The sequence below is a fragment of the Arenibacter flavimaris genome (genome assembly GCF_030291335.1).
GTDB lineage: Bacteria > Bacteroidota > Bacteroidia > Flavobacteriales > Flavobacteriaceae > Arenibacter.
The window spans coordinates 1-16,766 of the sequence record NZ_JASWIM010000032.1; the positions used below are offsets into that span (position 1 = coordinate 1).

Sequence of the window (16,766 nt, forward strand, 5' to 3'; positions counted from 1 at the left end):
TAATGCCAAAGTAAAGGCTTTTAGATCACAATTTAGGGGAGTCAGGAATACGGAATACTTCTTATATCGCTTGATTAAATTATATTCTTAAAATGGTAAAAACCCAGATTTCGGACTTGATCCTGAATAATCTTTTAGTGATTGAAAAACCCAATTTGTTGTACCTATGTTGTACCTGAAAAATAAAAATCCCCTGAAACCAATAGAATCAGGGGATTGTAAAGTTGGCCTACTAGGACTCGAACCTAGAACGACTGGACCAAAACCAGCTGTGTTGCCAATTACACCATAGGCCACTACCTCGTTTGAGCGTGCAAATTTAAAACAAAGTTTTATATGCACAAATATTTTCGAGTCATATTCCAAAAAAATAAAAAAATACTCCCCAACAACCCGCAATGCGGGGGTTCCCACAATACCACAAACCACTAATCCAAAAGGAGCACACCTTGGGGCTACTTGTTATGTCCTGCATTTTGAAGGCACCATGACCCAATTATCATGTTAAAGGTTTATGAAATATATATCCTATTATCTATTTAAATTAGTAAATTCGCCCTTCGGACAAACGACAAACCGCATGTTTTCAAAAAATTTTAAAAAATGGGATACCATCACAGGATGGTTTGTTTTTTTTATAGCCCTTATTACCTACGTAATTACCGTTGAACCAACTAGTAGTTTTTGGGATGCTGGAGAATATATTTCAACAGCGGCCAAACTGCAGGTAGGACATCCACCAGGAGCACCTTTATTGCAAATGATAGGGGCATTTATGGCCATGTTCGCTTTGGAACCTACCCAGGTTGCAAAGATGGTAAACCTCGTTTCCGGGGTTTCAAGTGCCTTCACCATCCTTTTTATGTTTTGGACCATTACCAACCTCACAAGAAAACTTATATCCAAGGAAGAAATCATAACCAACAGTAAAGCCTTGGCCATTTTGGGTAGTGGGCTAGTTGGCTCACTGGCCTTTACCTTTTCCGATAGTTTTTGGTTCAACGCCACAGAGACAGAAGTCTATGCAATGGCCAGCTTAATCATGTCCCTCCTTCTATGGTTAGGGTTAAAATGGGTAGATGACCTGGAGAATCCTCGAGGCAACAAATGGATTGTACTTATTTCTTTTGTAGTAGGACTTACTTTTGGAATTCAGTTCATGGGCTTCCTGGCGATACCTACAATAGGTTTGTTGTACTACTTTAAAACCTACAAGACCACCACAATAAAGAATTTTTTGTTGGCCAATATTATCGTAGTGGCCATATTGATGCTGGTCTACAAATTTTCGCTGACCTATGTACTAAAGGTTTTTGGTTGGAGCGAGGTGTTTTTCATCAACACCATTGGCCTGCCATTTAACTCAGGAACCATTATTATGGGCCTCATATTTGTAGGTGTTTTTTATTGGGGATTGCGCTACACGCGTAAGAACAATTACACCGTAGCCAACACTATTGTGCTCTGCCTAATGTTCTTGTTTTTAGGATTCTCCTCATGGCTAATGCTGCCCATAAGGGCAAATGCCGATGTAGTCATCAATGAAAATGACCCTTCGGATGCCAGATCTTTGTTGGCCTATTACAACCGGGAACAATATCCCGGGGTGGACAGCCCTGTTTATGGCGCCTATTACTCGGACACTTTTGCTCCTGCAGGGGATGAAAAGGACGAAAAACCCAAATACGAAAAAGACCTAAAGACCGGAAAATACATTATAGTAAACAACTATAAAAATGCGCTGCAGGGACCAAACTCCGATCATGTAGGACTCCTGCCGCGGATGTGGAGCGAACAAAATGCAGAAAATTACATGAAGTATTTTGACCCGCTCACCTTTAGGATCAAATCTGATTATCTCGGAAACAATGAACTTAGGGAAGCCGTAAACCAATTTAAGGACGGTTTCGCCAAGGGAGAAATAGACACTTCCCAATATATGAGATTCCTTAGGGAGTTTAGCGAATATATAGATGTACAGCCTCCCACGGTGATGCAAAATATAAAATACATGTTCCAATTTCAATTTGGATATATGTACTGGCGCTACTTCATGTGGAATTTTGTGGGTAAACAAGATGATATACAAGGTAGATATGACAACCACGGAAATTGGTTAAGCGGTATAAACTTTATTGACAATGCCAGACTAGGCAGTCAGGAAAACCTACCTAGTGATATCAAGAACAACAAAGGCAGGAACACCTATTTCTTCCTCCCTTTACTACTTGGTATTATAGGCCTCATCTTTCAAATTAGTAAAAACCCCAAACAATTTTGGGCATTGTTCGTGTTCTTTATGTTTACCGGTATTGCCATCCAGTTCTACACCAATCCGGCCATTTTTCAGCCTAGGGAACGGGATTACTCCCTTGTGGGCTCCTTTTATGTGTTTGCCCTCTGGATCGGCCTGGGCGTGTACGGACTTTTTGATGAATTCCAAAAGTTATTGAGTCCAAAAATATTGGCTCCCGGAATTACTATTCTCTGTCTTTTGGCAGTTCCAGCTGTAATGGCGTTCCAAAATTGGGACGACCATGACAGATCCAATAGATTTACTGCCAAGTCTACAGCAAAGGCCTATCTGGAATCGACCAAAGAAGATGCTGGCGCCATTTTGTTCACTATTGGGGACAACGACACCTTTCCCTTATGGTACGCCCAGGAAATTGAAGGCTTTAGGACAGACGTACGCGTGGTAAATACCAGCCTTTTTGCCACCGATTGGTATATAGACCAAATGAAAAAGAAGGCCTATGAAAGTGATCCCATTCCCTCGCAGCTTACCCATAACGAATACAAATGGGGGTCTAGGGATGCCATATACTTTAATGAGCTTACCCAAAGTAGATGGGACATAAAAGACTTTATGAACTGGGTAGGCAGCGACAAGGAACAAACCAAATTTAGAAGCATATTACAGAAAAAAGGTGCGGACTTAAGTCAGTATTCCGAAAGCAATTTGGATGTTGTTTACTATCCGACCAATAAAATTAGGGTTCCGGTGAATAAGAAAAATGTACTGGAAAGTGGCTTGGTCAAAGAAAAGGATTCGGCACTAATTGTCGATTATATTGATATTGACCTACCAAAAAGCGCCCTTCCCAAAAACCGAATCCTGATGTTGGACATCATTGCCAACAATGACTGGAAACGCCCCATATATTTCTCCGGAGGAAGTTTTGATGCCGCAGAATACATATGGATGAAAGATTATCTTCAATTGGACGGCTTGGTGTACAAACTGGTACCCATTAAAACAACAAACAGGAGTTCTTATGAGATGGGCAGGATAGATGCCGACCTCATGTACGACATTGTAAAGAAATGGGAATGGGGCAATGCGGGAAGCCCGGATATTTATCACGATCCCCAAACACGCACACAGGCACTTTCCTTTAGAGGCAACCTAGCTCGTCTTACAGAAACGTTGATAGAGGAAAACAAGATAGAAAAAGCAAAGGATGTGATCAATATTGCCATGGAAAATATGCCCGTGGAGTATTTCGGCTATTACGCCTTTGTAGAACCTTTTATAGATGGGTACTTTAAGGTAGGGGAAACCCAAAGGGCCAGGGACCTATTTCAAAAATTAAAAAATATTTATCAGGAACGCTTGGATTATTATTCCAATCTACCTTTTGAGGAACAGCGAATGTTCTTGGATGAAATTATTCCCGACTTGGAGGCCTACAGTAGAAATATCGACATTTTGATTACCAACCAGGATCAGGAGATTGCAGAAAAGGAAACCCTTATTTTCAACGAATACATAGAGAAGTTTGAACGCTTTTATCGCAACGACCCGATGGAGGACATACAAGCTCCGACATCGGATCCCGACCTAATGGATTCATCGGCTATAGATGCCTTACCGGAAGAACAATTGGACAGCATAGCAATTCCGGAATAATGGACACAAAAAAACCGAGACTCAGGTCTCGGTTTTTTTATACTATTTAATTAGTTACAGATACTCATTAAGTATCCCTATAAGTGTATTTGCATCCTGCTCCCCACTTTGCCTCCAAACCATTTCACCTTTCTTGTATATCATCAAGGTAGGCAAACCTTTCACCCGTAAAGCCTGGGAAAGCTCCTTATTTTTGTCCACATCAATCTTGATCACCTTGCCCTTATCGCCCAAGGCAGCGGCAACATCCCTTAGGACAGGATGCATGGCTGTTGACTGTTCGTTCCATTCTGCGTAAAAATCCAATAACACAGGAACATTGATATCAATTAATTCACCAAATTTAGACATATACTATACATTGGAATATAAATCAAAAATAAGAAAAAATGTTAAAACACAACCAGTGCTATCATTTTTGTCGACAAGGTAGTGGTTAAAATCACGTTAATGACCTCTTTTTTAAGGTAATTACGGTGATTTCGGGCCAAATACCGACCCTTCCAGGATACCCCAAAAATCCAAACCCCCGGTTTACATTAATCATTTGACCCAGTTCTTCATATACCCCTGCCCAATACTTATATCTCCATTTGGCCGGGCTCCATTTCACCCATCCCGGAATTTCTATCCCAAATTGCATGCCATGGGTATGCCCACTCAAAGTAAGGTGATAGTGATAATCATCCTTTAGGACTTGATCTTCCCAATGGGAAGGATCATGGCTCATTAGAATTTTAAAATCATCTTTATCGATTTTGGAAACGGCTTTCTTTAGATCGCCCGCTTTTTTAAAACCTCCCCTACCCCAATTCTCAACTCCGATCAAGGCAATCCTATCCTCCCCTTTTTGCAAATATCGGCTATCATTAAGCAGGAGGTCGAACCCCATTTCCTTTTGTAGGTTTTTAAGATCAATTAGATTATTTCTCTTGGCTTCTTCGGATTCCCAATCCACATAATCCCCATAATCATGGTTCCCCAACACGGAAAATTTACCGTCTTTTGCACTTAAGGTCGAAAAAAGGTCTTTCCATGGCAACATTTCCTCTACCATATTGTTTACCATATCCCCTGTAAAAAGCAACACATCGCTTTTTTGCCGATTTATCAAATCTATGGCATATTCAATTTTCTCCCTATTATCAAAACTACCACTGTGCACATCCGATATTTGGGTTATTTGATACCCTTCGAAACTGCTGGGCAGGTCATCAAATTCCAAATCATACTTAAGGACTTTAAAATTATACTTCCCCTTGACCATCCCGTACAACAATGCGGAGAAGGGCAAAGCGGCAATACCCATGGCCAGGGTACTTAAAAAACGTCTTCTTTGGGGGAGGCTAAATTCCTTGGTCCCACCAAATGTTTTGTGATATGCTGCAGTAAGAAATCTAAAAATATCCTCGGAAAACAAAAAGACTATGGTTATCAATTTAAAAGTCAGCATGGCCAACAAAAGTCCAAAAGCATAACTTTTTGGAACACTTAATACACGGCCAGGAGCGTCACCCAAAGTAAACTGATATATGAAATTTCCGAGGACAAAGAGCGAAAATACCATATAGGCATAATAAACCCAGGGATAACGGGTTGCTGCCTTAATAGCCTGTAAAGTATAAATTCCCAGTACAATATAGATGACAATAAAAACAATCCAACGAAGCATACCTTATTTTTTTGTAAAGATATCGGTTTCAATACCATTAGTGTCCATTTCACTTTTCTTTAACTAAGCGGACCACTTCCCTTAAGGTAGTTAAGTTGCTAATGGCAATTTCATCATCCTTAAGAAAACTGGGCGTGCTCATTTTTACTGCAGGGGCTTCATCCAGAGTTCTGTGAAATTGTATTCCCGACAAATGTACCGCGTCAAAACCTTTCTCCCGAAATTCCATTACATTGGCATCCCTTATACCTCCCCCAGGCATAATAGTACTGTACTTTGATTCTTTCAACAACCGGATCAACAAGTCCAACCCCGTAAGCGAAGAATTTTGTTGTCCAGAACTTAATATGGTATCCACTTCCAATTCTTCCAATTGCCCAAGGGTAGTAATTGGATCCCTAACCCAATCGAAGGCCCTATGGAAGGTGAATTGCAATGGCCTAGAAGCTGTTATCAGTTCTTTTGTTCTTTTATAATCCAAGGTAAAATCCTTGGACAGCACCCCTGAAACAATTCCATTAAAACCCAATTCCCTGCATATGGCGATATCCCTTTTCATAATTCCAAATTCCAAATCGGAATACGTAAAATCGCCACTTCTTGGCCTTATCAATACGTTTACGGGAATAGAAATATGTTCCTTTACAAGCTGCAACAGCCCAAAAGAAGGGGTAACCCCACCTACGGCAAGCTCGGCACACAACTCAATTCGGTCAGCACCAGCTTTTTGGGCATTTAAGGCAGATTCTAAAGAATTGGCACATACTTCTACAATCATATTTCTTATATTTAGAACCTTAAAATTAAGTAACACTATCTTATGAAAAGAAGAAATTTCCTAAAAAATTCTACCCTAAGTACCGCTGGAATAATATCCGCACCTCTTTTTGCCTCCTGCCAGGAAACAAAAAAGGAACTCCCCCCAATTGCAGACACCACAGTTGGCGTAAAACCTATTGTAATCTGCACCTGGAATTTCAAGAATGCCACGGCTAAGGCTTGGGAAGTTTTGGAAAAAGGCGGTTCTTCACTGGACGCGGTAGAGCAAGGAGTTATGGTGGAAGAGGCCGATCTCAGCAACGAAACGGTCGGCAACGGCGGAAGGCCGGATAGGGATGGCCATGTTACATTGGATGCCTGTATCATGGACAAGGACGGAAACTGTGGAGCGGTATTATGTATGGAAAATATAGCCCACCCCGTTTCTGTTGCCAGAAAGGTAATGGAAGATACCCCCCACGTAATGTTGGCCGGAAAAGGAGCAGAACAATTTGCCTATGAAAAAGGGTTCCCAAAAACAAATCTACTTACCGAGAAGGCTAAAAAAGATTGGCTGGAATGGAAGAAAAACTCCAAATACGAAACCATTATCAATATAGAAAACCACGACACCATTGGCATGCTAGCCATTGACAAAAACGGGGATATTGCAGGCGCCTGTACCACAAGTGGAATGGGCTACAAAATGGCAGGACGTGTTGGCGACTCCCCTATTATTGGTGCAGGACTATTCGTAGACAACGAAGTTGGCGGCGCAACGGCTACAGGGGTTGGCGAAGAAGTGGTAAGAACCGTTGGCAGCTTCTTGATCGTGGAACTAATGCGTCAAGGAAAATCGCCACAAGAGGCATGCGAGGAAGGAGTAAGACGGATCATGGAAAAGAACAAGGACAGAAGGGATTTTCAAATTGGGTTTATCGCCATCAACAAGAAAGGGGAAACCGGAGGTTACTGTATACATCCTGGATTTAGTTATAGCAAATTTACAGGGGCAGGACAAAGCAATAATCCGACGGAGACTTTCTTGAAATCCTAATTACCAATTATTCAATATCCAAATCTCAACAAGAATCAATTATAATGGCTGAACAAAAAAGACTTTTCTTACTTGATGCATACGCGCTCATATTTCGGGGATATTATGCACTCATAAAAAACCCAAGAATAAACTCCAAGGGAATGGATACTTCTGCCATTATGGGATTCATGAATTCTCTACTGGACGTAATAAGAAGGGAAAAACCGGATCATTTGGCCGTTTGTTTTGACAAGGGAGGAAGTGCGGACCGCACAGAAATGTTCGCCGAATACAAGGCTAATAGGGATGCCACACCAGATGCCATTAAAATAGCCGTTCCCTATATTCAGAATATTTTAAAAGCCATGCATATTCCCGTAGTGGAATTAGAGGGAATGGAAGCCGATGATATTATTGGGACCTTGGCCAAGCAAGCGGAAAAAGAGGACTATAAAGTATATATGGTTACACCGGATAAGGATTTTGGTCAATTGGTCTCCGAGAACATATTTATGTACCGCCCGGCGAGATTGGGCAATGGCATAGAAATTTGGGGCATCCCAGAAGTCCAGAAACGCTTTGGCGTTGAACGTCCGGAACAGGTAATAGATTATTTGGGGATGATGGGCGATGCAAGCGACAACATTCCCGGATTGCCCGGAGTGGGCGACAAAACCGCCAAAAAATTTATTGAAGAGTTCGGCTCCATGGAAAATTTGCTTGCGAATACCGATAAGCTCAAAGGCAAAATGAAGGAGAAGGTCCAAGAAAATGCAGAACTGGGCATCCTGTCCAAAAAACTGGCAACAATTTTCGTGGATTGCGATGTAACCTTTGACGCCAAAGACTATGAACTCACCATGCCCGATGGCGAAAAGGTGCAGGAGATTTTCGAGGAATTGGAATTTCGCAGACTTAAGGACCAGTTCTTAAAGCTTTTCTCCCCAGAATCGGATAACGATAGCGCAAATGTGGGGCAACAGGACAACAGCCCCGTATCAAAAAAGAAACAAACAGAGGCCGGAGGTGGTCAATTTTCCTTATTTGGCGGTGACGGACAGGTTAGCGGGGGTACCATTAAGGAAGTTTCCAGCAGAAAAAATATCAAGGAAGTACCGCATGTCTACCAGAGTATCCTTCCTGGCATGGCCATGAAACTTTTTGTCCAAAATTTAATGAAACAGACTTCGGTCTGTTTTGACACTGAGACCACCGGATTGAATCCTCTTACCGCAGAATTGGTAGGCATAGCTTTTAGCTGGGAGGCAGGTAAGGGCTTCTACATCCCTTTTCCAGAAGATAGGTCCCAAGCCCAGGAGATCATTGAACAATTAAGACCTTTTTTTGAAGCCGAGGGAATTGAAAAAATTGGACAGAATTTAAAATATGACATCAAAGTACTGCACAAGTACAATGTCCGCATAAAAGGCAAATGCTTCGACACCATGCTTGCCCATTACCTTATTAATCCGGATATGCGCCACAATATGGATGTACTGGCTGAAACTTATTTAAACTATACCCCGGTTTCCATAACCGAACTCATAGGTAAAAAAGGAAAGAATCAATTATCCATGAGGGATGTGCCCCTTGAGCAACAAACCGAATATGCCGTAGAGGATGCCGATATCACCTTTCAATTGGCACAACACTTTCGTCCTGAATTGAAAGAAGCAAAAACCGAAGAACTTTTTAATGATATAGAGATCCCCTTATTGCATGTACTCGCCGATATGGAACAGGAAGGGATCAATTTGGACAAGGCCTTTTTAAATTCGCTTGCCAAGGATCTTGACAATGACATCAAAAACCTGGAATTAAAAATATACAAAGAAGCAGGGGTGGAATTCAATATTGCCTCACCAAAACAATTGGGCGAAATATTATTCGATAAACTAAAACTGGTAGACAAACCAAAAAAGACCAAAACAGGTCAATATTCCACTGCGGAAGACGTACTGTCCTATCTGGCCAAAGACCACGAAATAATTCAATGCGTATTGGACTATAGAGGACTCAGCAAACTGAAAAGCACCTACGTGGATGCCCTTCCGGAACAAATTGAGGCAAGTACCGGCAGGGTACATACGGACTATATGCAAACGGTTGCCGCTACCGGAAGATTAAGTAGCAACAATCCCAACCTGCAAAACATCCCTATTAGAACTGAACGGGGAAGGCAGGTAAGAAAAGCATTTATTCCAAGGAACGAAAATTACACCTTACTGGCAGCGGATTATTCCCAGATAGAATTGCGGATTATAGCTGCGCTAAGCGATGAATCCACCATGATAGAGGCCTTTAAAAATGGAGAGGATATCCACGCCTCCACCGCCTCCAAGGTATTCAACATCCCATTGCAGGATGTTACAAGGGAGCAGCGCAGCAATGCCAAGACAGTAAATTTTGGAATTATATATGGTGTATCGGCATTTGGATTGAGCAACCAAACCGATCTATCACGTGCAGAAGCCAAAGAACTAATAGACACCTATTATAAAACCTACCCCAAATTGCGCAATTACATCAGTGAACAAATAGATTTCGCAAGGGAACATGGATACGTCCAGACCGTGTTGGGCAGACGCAGGTATCTCAAGGATATCAATGGAAGCAATGCCATTGTAAGGGGAGCTGCGGAACGCAATGCAGTAAATGCGCCTATACAGGGAAGTGCTGCCGATATCATAAAAATTGCAATGATCAATATTCATAGAAAACTCGAGGAAGGAAAATACAAAAGTAAGATGCTCCTACAGGTTCATGATGAATTGGTATTCGACGTATTTAAGCCCGAATTGGAGGAGCTAAAGACCATGATCAAGTCGGAGATGGAAAACGCTTATAAATTATCCGTACCCTTGGATGTGGAATTGGGCGTTGGAAACAATTGGCTAGAAGCCCATTAAACCTAAGCCCTGAAAAAATAAAAACGGAACGCCATTGATTTAAACCAGTGGTGTTCCGTTTTTTTTAGGAATAACTTATTGCCAAGGTTTTATTTTCTCTTAAAGATAAGCTGCCCCCCTGCATTTAAATTGGGGATATCAAGATCAGCGGCATCAAGGGTCATTACATCGCCATCTATAGTAATATCAACAGATATTTCCTGCTGATCTTCGTCCGTATATGTTAGTTTACCGTCTGCATACACATAAACGGTGGTTTCCGTATCCTTTTCGGTAGGACAAGGAATATCAAAACCATTCCCTTCGGAATTTAGACCAATTTCCAGATATTGCACGGAGTTTTCAATAATAACGGTTAAATCCTCCTTAAAATCAAAACTCAGTACATAACACTTTTTCGCGCTTAAAAAAGCCAATAAATCCCTGGCATTCTTTTCATCATCACTGGCGGTATCATTATTGACCTTAAGTTCATAGGCCTGCCAAACCCCAACAATGGAATCCTCCTTGGAATTATCATCGTCACTGTCCGAAGAACATGAAATGACAAGACTCGTAAGCAGAAAAAGCAGTAAACAATTAATTTTCATCTTTTTTAAAATTTACATTATACTAAAAGCTAACGCATTATAGCATAAATTAGTACATCATAAGGACAGGCAATTAGGCACACTACCGAAACCCTATTTGACCATCATGGACAGCAATTAAAATTAAGTGGGTTATAGAGTACCCTGCAGATAATATGATAAATTTTAACCATACCCAACATTAAAACAAAAGACCATTATGGCTTCTTGGGATTTATGAAGAACAAAAAGTCTTAATGCATGTTAAAAACAATTATTGAGATGGCAAAGTGCATGCAAAGTTTACTTCAATATAACAATATTGGAAAAAACTATAAATAATAAGAAACAACCATTTGGAATTCAACTTAATAATTGTACATTTGCAGCCCGTTAAACGGGATTGAAGTGTTTAATCAATAAATATATTAGTGTGGATACATTAAGCTACAAGACGATTTCGGCCAATAAGGCGACCGTTGACAAACAATGGTTACTAGTTGATGCTGAAGGAGAAACATTGGGCCGTCTTGCTTCTAAAGTAGCGCAGTTACTTAGAGGGAAGTACAAGCCTAGTTTTACACCACATGTTGATTGTGGGGATAATGTTGTTATTATCAATGCAGAAAAAATCAACCTAACCGGAAAGAAGTGGGATTCAAAAACTTACGTTCGTCACACCGGTTATCCAGGAGGCCAGAGGTTTACAACGGCTAAAGAAATGTTGGCTAAGGATCCAGCGCGTATCGTAGAGAAATCGATAAAAGGTATGTTGCCCAAAAATAAATTGGGTGCAGAGCTTTTCCGTAATCTGAAGGTATATGCCGGAGCTACCCACAACCAAGAAGCACAAAAACCAACAGCAATTAACTTAAACGATTTTAAGTAATGGAAATGATTCATAAAATTGGTAGAAGAAAAACTGCAGTTGCCCGAGTTTATGTTACTGAAGGAAATGGTAACATTACTATCAACAAGAGAGACTTAAGCAACTATTTTCCTACAGCAACATTACAGTACAAAGTAAAGCAGCCATTTACCTTGACCAACAACGAAGAAAACTTCGATGTAAAGGTAAATGTATATGGCGGTGGTATTACAGGACAGGCAGAAGCCGTTCGTTTGGCATTGTCCAGAGCATTGTGCGAATTGGATGCCGAAAACAGATTGGTTCTAAAACCAGAAGGTCTTTTAACTAGAGATCCAAGAATGGTTGAACGTAAGAAATTTGGTCAGAAGAAAGCTCGTAAGAAATTCCAGTTCTCTAAACGTTAATACCGCATTAACAAATCAAATACTGAAATACAGCAATGTTCTTGAGGGTTATCGAGAGAAAATTGGGAGATTCGGTATAATTTTAAATTGTTCATTGAAAACCCTGGTCATAGGGTAAGTAATAATCCAAGATTAATCACAGGACTTCTCCTTATGGGAAAATCCGATGAATTCAAATTCTGGATAAATTAGTTTAGCATCTAAATATTAAAGGCTACCAAGGGGTACCACTTTAATATTGCTAATTCAAAGGAACGTAAACTAAAAAATAAAAATGGCAAACAAAGTTGAAGTAAAAGACCTTTTAGAGGCAGGTGTACATTTTGGTCACCTTACCAGAAAATGGAATCCGAACATGGCTCCCTATATCTACATGGAGCGTAACGGAATTCACGTTATCAATCTTTATAAAACAGTTGCAAAACTAGATGAGACCAACGAGGCTCTTAAGAAAATTGCAGCTTCAGGTAGAAAAATACTTTTCGTAGCTACCAAGAAACAAGCAAAGGATATTGTTGCTGAAAAAGCAGGAAATGTAAACATGCCCTACATCACAGAAAGATGGCCAGGTGGTATGTTGACCAATTTCGTCACTATTCGTAAAGCTGTTAAGAAAATGGCTTCTATTGATAGAATGAAAAAAGACGGAACTTTTAATACACTTTCCAAAAAGGAGCGTTTACAAGTAGACCGTTTACGTGCCAAGTTGGAAAAGAACTTAGGTTCCATTTCTGAAATGACACGTCTACCAGCGGCATTGTTCATTGTTGACACTATGCGGGAACACATCGCCGTTAAAGAAGCACAAAAATTGAACATTCCAATTTTTGCAATGGTAGATACCAATTCCGATCCACGACCAATCGATTTTATAGTTCCATCCAATGACGATGCCTCCAAATCCATAGAGGTGATTATGGCATCTGTAACCGCTGCTATCGCAGAAGGATTAACGGAACGTAAATCTGAAAAACAAAGTGAGAAGGAAGGTGGAGATGAAGCCAAACCAAAAGAGAAAAAAGCAAAGGTAGCTGCAGAGGAAAAGGCCCCTACATCGGAAGAGAAAGCTCCTGAATCAGAAGTGAAGGCTCCTAAAAAAGCCACTACTGCCGGAGATGACCTGACTAAAATAGAAGGTATCGGTCCAAAAATTGCCGAAATTTTCCAAGAAGCGGGCATAAATACCTATGCAGACCTAGCGGACAAATCAGAGGACGACCTTAAAGGGATCCTTACTGAATCAGGCCCTAGATATGCTTCCAAAAACCCAGGGTCATGGCCAAAGCAGGCAAAAATGGCAGCAGAAGGTAATTGGGATGAACTGCAGGAATGGCAAGATAGCGTTAAGGGAGGAATAGAATAACCCCCTTGATACATAAAATAAAATAATAAATTAACCTAGGTAAGGAATACATTTCAACCCCTATATAGGTGAAAATTAAAACAAAATAAAATGGCTAAAATTACCGCCGCTGAGGTAAACAAATTAAGACAAACAACTGGTGCTGGCATGATGGATTGCAAAAATGCCCTGGTTGAAGCAGAAGGGGATTTTGATTTGGCAATTGAAATCTTACGTAAAAAAGGACAAAAAGTTGCCGCCAAGAGAGCCGATAGGGATTCTTCCGAAGGGGCCGCTATCGCCAAAGTAAATGCAGACAACACTAGTGGGGTTATCATTTCTTTGAACTGTGAAACCGATTTCGTTGCAAAGAACGATACGTTTGTAGCTTTGGCCAACGAATTGGCAGACATAGCCTTAAATTTCGATACTAAAGAAGATTTCTTGAATGCCGATTACAAAGGAAACACCGTTCAGGATAAACTTACGGAACAAACAGGTGTTATTGGCGAGAAAATTGAAATAGGTGGATTCAGTAAACTTTCTGCTCCATTTGTTGGTTCGTACATTCACGCTGGAAACAAAATAGCTACCTTGGTAGGACTTTCTGCTGCCGTTGAAGGTGCAGACGTTGCCGCCAAGGATGTTGCCATGCAGGCAGCCGCTATGAATCCAGTAGCCCTGGATGAACATGGAGTGGACCAGTCGATCATTGATAAAGAAATCGAAATTGCCAAAGATCAACTACGTCAAGAAGGAAAGCCAGAAGCTATGTTGGACAATATCGCCAAAGGTAAATTGAAACGTTTCTTCAAAGACAATACTTTGGTAAACCAAGATTTTATTAAAGACAGCAAACAAAGTGTAGCACAATACGTAAAATCTGTTGATTCCAAATTGGAAGTAACAGGATTTAAAAGGGTTGCTTTAGGTTAATCCACGACCCAAGCATATTAAAAAAAACGCCTTTACATCGTGTAAAGGCGTTTTTTTTATGCCCCAACTCTAAGGCACTCCTAGCCATTCCAAATGAAAGTTTTATAGAAAATTCCCTTCAGGATCAAGCACTTTAAATGGAAAGAAATATATCTGTATTGGGTCCTTTCCCAACATTGGACAGTCATCAAAGTCAGTAACTCCTTATGCATTAAATCACATCGTGGTTAAATAAACCTAGCTTGTAACATTTTTGGGCACACCGGTAATTCCGGACTGGTGTCGTTTAACACAATTCCACTTTTCCCCTTTCAAACGGTCGACGTACGGAATTTAACAATGCAACCCAACCAATTTCAATTGCCACCTTTTAAAAAGACCACCGTCAATTCTATATAATCCATTAGGAACTACCCCTTCAACCATGCTTCCCGTAGCTTCTTCTGTTGTTCGCTAGCGCCTTCCATAGGGACCAACTTAACGACCTTCAAAGTAGGAACACCAACTTTTCCGCTCAAGGTAATTTCCTCCTCTCCTCTTTTCACCACCAATTCAATTTCCTTGTCCGGATCCCAATCTATACTCTGCCCTATCAGCAATCGAATATTGACCAAATTGGTGATCTTACCATCAACACTCTTAATTATATCGCCCCCTTGGGCTCCTAAACTATTGAAAAAACTGTTCAATTGAATTCCTTCCCTTACAAAAATAGCATTGTCATTTGACGGATCCACATCTATATAAGGTATTTCCCCGTCAAAAAAGTATCCCGTGGACTGCTCCTGTTCCGTTGTGCGCAGCCCCACTTTTTTCCAATACGAATCGTAGTCTATAGGGGTATTCCCTATCACATGGGTAGTAAAGAATTCCCTTATTTCCGGAAATGACATAGCAACGATTTCATCAATTAATTTATCATCCTCAAATGGCTTGGAATCCCCATATTTCTTGGAAAGCTCCTTCATCAACCATAAAACACCCCTTTCCCCAGAACTTAATTCCCTTAGCCTAATATCAAGGGCCATATTTATCAAAGCTCCTTTTTCATAAACGTTGGCATAATTCTCCTTGTAAGGTTCCTCCAAAATATTTTTGCTCATTTCGGTAAAGGACATCCTATCGTCAAAGGTTTTGGACCTCTCAACCTTCTCCATAAGTCGTTGGTAAAAATCTTCCTCCGTGATCAGCCCCTGTTGAATTTGAAAAAGGTTGGCAAAATATTCGGTAGTTCCCTCGTACATCCAAAGGTGCATGGACATTTTGGGATCATTAAAATCAAAAAATTGTATTTCATTGGAGTGGATCGTCAAGGGGGTAACGATATGAAAAAATTCGTGGGCCACTGTATCAAAAATAGCTTCTTCCAATCGCTCCTTCGAGATTTGCTCAGGCATTACCACTACCGTGGAAGTATGGTGCTCCAACGCTCCAAAACCTGTAGCATCATTACCGTCCATATCGGATAGATATAGGATAATGGTGTAATGCTTGGTACTATTGATGTCTCCCAGGAAAGCCTTTTGACCTCGCATCATTTTCTCCATCCCAGCCTTTAGACCGGCGGCAGTAAAATGACCGTTGGGAGAATAAACACTTAAGGTAACCGCAATATCATTCACCTGAAATGTTTCCGTACTGGGACTGGAATACATGATAGGATTATCTATAACCTCAAAATAGCGGTTGGCCACAAACACATCTGTTTCAGGCTTATTTACATCTTGAATCCCCTTAACCAAGGAAGTCACAGGTTCCAATCCATCGGGGGCAGAAATTTCCAATGAATACGGTGCTTCCCCGAGGCCATCAAAATAACCAACAAAACCATGCAGGTTCAACATAAAGTTCTTCCCTTTAAGAATATTGGTACCGGCAGGTGAAAAGACATGCTCCCCCTCTTCCATCTCGGTATCATAGGTGTCGTTCACCCAGTAATCAAGTTTATCCAAACTCTTGGCATCGGTTATCCTCCACGTATTATCATCCAACTTTTCTACTTTCAGCTCCCCTCCCTTGTAATCTACGGCTTTGAACTGCTCTATATACTTCCCGTAGTTATCATCGCTATAGGTGCCCGGTACCGTCTTGGGAATAAAGAAGGTAACCGTATCCGTTTGAAAAGCTGCTGGATCCAATACCACATTAACTTTATCATCTGCTACATTGATTAAATCAATTTTAGCAATAATGGCAGCCTTTTCTACAGACACCAAAGCTTTTGTGGTTCCACATCCATGAAGTATCAAAATTGCAACCCCTAAAACCCACGTTCTTTTAAATAACTTAATTCTATTTGTCATTTTCTATTGATTTTATTTATTGTTTTCTCCAAAATGCCGATACCCCCCT

Annotated in this window: 12 protein-coding genes and 1 tRNA gene; 7 read left to right on the forward strand and 6 right to left on the reverse strand. The window is 40.7% G+C overall.

Going from position 1 to position 16,766, the window contains the following annotated elements:
• Positions 1–224 precede the first annotated feature (224 nt).
• Positions 225–296, reverse strand: a tRNA-Gln gene (locus QSE00_RS19605).
• Between the two features lie 284 nt (positions 297–580).
• On the opposite strand from QSE00_RS19605, the gene QSE00_RS19610 reads away from it, so the two are divergent.
• Positions 581–3,913: a glycosyltransferase family 117 protein gene (locus QSE00_RS19610; RefSeq protein ID WP_286107191.1), complete on the forward strand. Its 3,333-nt coding sequence runs from the start codon at positions 581–583 to the stop codon at positions 3,911–3,913.
• Between the two features lie 54 nt (positions 3,914–3,967).
• Here the strand turns inward: QSE00_RS19610 and QSE00_RS19615 are convergent, their stop codons facing one another.
• From QSE00_RS19615 to QSE00_RS19625, 3 genes are all read right to left on the reverse strand, one after another.
• Positions 3,968–4,264 (reverse strand): thioredoxin family protein, encoded by a 297-nt coding sequence (locus QSE00_RS19615; RefSeq protein WP_072862855.1) that lies wholly within the window; start codon positions 4,262–4,264, stop codon positions 3,968–3,970.
• A gap of 91 nt (positions 4,265–4,355) precedes the next feature.
• A complete protein-coding gene (locus QSE00_RS19620) occupies positions 4,356–5,585 on the reverse strand; it encodes a metallophosphoesterase (RefSeq protein WP_286107192.1) in 1,230 nt (409 codons plus the stop codon).
• Positions 5,586–5,634: 49 nt separating this feature from the next.
• Positions 5,635–6,363, reverse strand: a complete 729-nt coding sequence (locus tag QSE00_RS19625; RefSeq protein WP_110356926.1) for a copper homeostasis protein CutC — start codon at positions 6,361–6,363, stop codon at positions 5,635–5,637.
• 42 nt (positions 6,364–6,405) lie between these two features.
• Between QSE00_RS19625 and QSE00_RS19630 the strand changes: the two genes are divergently transcribed.
• Both QSE00_RS19630 and polA read left to right on the forward strand, forming a co-directional pair.
• Entirely contained in the window at positions 6,406–7,401 is a 996-nt protein-coding gene (locus QSE00_RS19630) for an isoaspartyl peptidase/L-asparaginase family protein (protein WP_110356927.1), read from the forward strand.
• 44 nt (positions 7,402–7,445) lie between these two features.
• Positions 7,446–10,292: a DNA polymerase I gene (gene polA, locus QSE00_RS19635; protein WP_286107193.1), complete on the forward strand. Its 2,847-nt coding sequence runs from the start codon at positions 7,446–7,448 to the stop codon at positions 10,290–10,292.
• 89 nt (positions 10,293–10,381) lie between these two features.
• On the opposite strand, the gene QSE00_RS19640 is transcribed toward polA, so the two are convergent.
• Positions 10,382–10,882: a hypothetical protein gene (locus QSE00_RS19640; protein WP_286107194.1), complete on the reverse strand. Its 501-nt coding sequence runs from the start codon at positions 10,880–10,882 to the stop codon at positions 10,382–10,384.
• Positions 10,883–11,294: 412 nt separating this feature from the next.
• Between QSE00_RS19640 and rplM the strand changes: the two genes are divergently transcribed.
• From rplM to tsf, 4 genes are all read left to right on the forward strand, one after another.
• The gene (gene rplM, locus QSE00_RS19645; protein ID WP_110357074.1) at positions 11,295–11,750 is read left to right on the forward strand and encodes a 50S ribosomal protein L13; all 456 of its coding nucleotides are present in this window, start codon (positions 11,295–11,297) and stop codon (positions 11,748–11,750) included.
• The gene (gene rpsI / locus QSE00_RS19650; protein WP_031442374.1) at positions 11,750–12,136 is read left to right on the forward strand and encodes a 30S ribosomal protein S9; all 387 of its coding nucleotides are present in this window, start codon (positions 11,750–11,752) and stop codon (positions 12,134–12,136) included. Before rplM ends, rpsI begins: the two co-directional genes overlap by 1 nt.
• A gap of 274 nt (positions 12,137–12,410) precedes the next feature.
• On the forward strand, positions 12,411–13,499 hold the full coding sequence (gene rpsB, locus QSE00_RS19655) for a 30S ribosomal protein S2 (protein ID WP_286107195.1): 1,089 nt from the start codon (positions 12,411–12,413) through the stop codon (positions 13,497–13,499).
• Between the two features lie 90 nt (positions 13,500–13,589).
• Positions 13,590–14,414: a translation elongation factor Ts gene (gene tsf / locus QSE00_RS19660; protein ID WP_110356931.1), complete on the forward strand. Its 825-nt coding sequence runs from the start codon at positions 13,590–13,592 to the stop codon at positions 14,412–14,414.
• A gap of 410 nt (positions 14,415–14,824) precedes the next feature.
• Here tsf and QSE00_RS19665 read toward each other — a convergent pair whose 3' ends face one another.
• A complete protein-coding gene (locus QSE00_RS19665; RefSeq protein ID WP_286107196.1) occupies positions 14,825–16,717 on the reverse strand; it encodes a M61 family metallopeptidase in 1,893 nt (630 codons plus the stop codon).
• Positions 16,718–16,766: the final 49 nt, after the last annotated feature.

Coding starts and splice junctions, on each gene's coding strand:
- QSE00_RS19610 (WP_286107191.1), top strand. CDS start 581: ATGTTTTCAAAAAATTTTAAAAAATGGGATACCATCACAGGATGGTTT.
- QSE00_RS19615 (WP_072862855.1), bottom strand. CDS start 4,264: ATGTCTAAATTTGGTGAATTAATTGATATCAATGTTCCTGTGTTATTG.
- QSE00_RS19620 (WP_286107192.1), bottom strand. CDS start 5,585: ATGCTTCGTTGGATTGTTTTTATTGTCATCTATATTGTACTGGGAATT.
- QSE00_RS19625 (WP_110356926.1), bottom strand. CDS start 6,363: ATGATTGTAGAAGTATGTGCCAATTCTTTAGAATCTGCCTTAAATGCC.
- QSE00_RS19630 (WP_110356927.1), top strand. CDS start 6,406: ATGAAAAGAAGAAATTTCCTAAAAAATTCTACCCTAAGTACCGCTGGA.
- polA (WP_286107193.1), top strand. CDS start 7,446: ATGGCTGAACAAAAAAGACTTTTCTTACTTGATGCATACGCGCTCATA.
- QSE00_RS19640 (WP_286107194.1), bottom strand. CDS start 10,882: ATGAAAATTAATTGTTTACTGCTTTTTCTGCTTACGAGTCTTGTCATT.
- rpsI (WP_031442374.1), top strand. CDS start 11,750: ATGGAAATGATTCATAAAATTGGTAGAAGAAAAACTGCAGTTGCCCGA.
- rpsB (WP_286107195.1), top strand. CDS start 12,411: ATGGCAAACAAAGTTGAAGTAAAAGACCTTTTAGAGGCAGGTGTACAT.
- tsf (WP_110356931.1), top strand. CDS start 13,590: ATGGCTAAAATTACCGCCGCTGAGGTAAACAAATTAAGACAAACAACT.
- QSE00_RS19665 (WP_286107196.1), bottom strand. CDS start 16,717: ATGACAAATAGAATTAAGTTATTTAAAAGAACGTGGGTTTTAGGGGTT.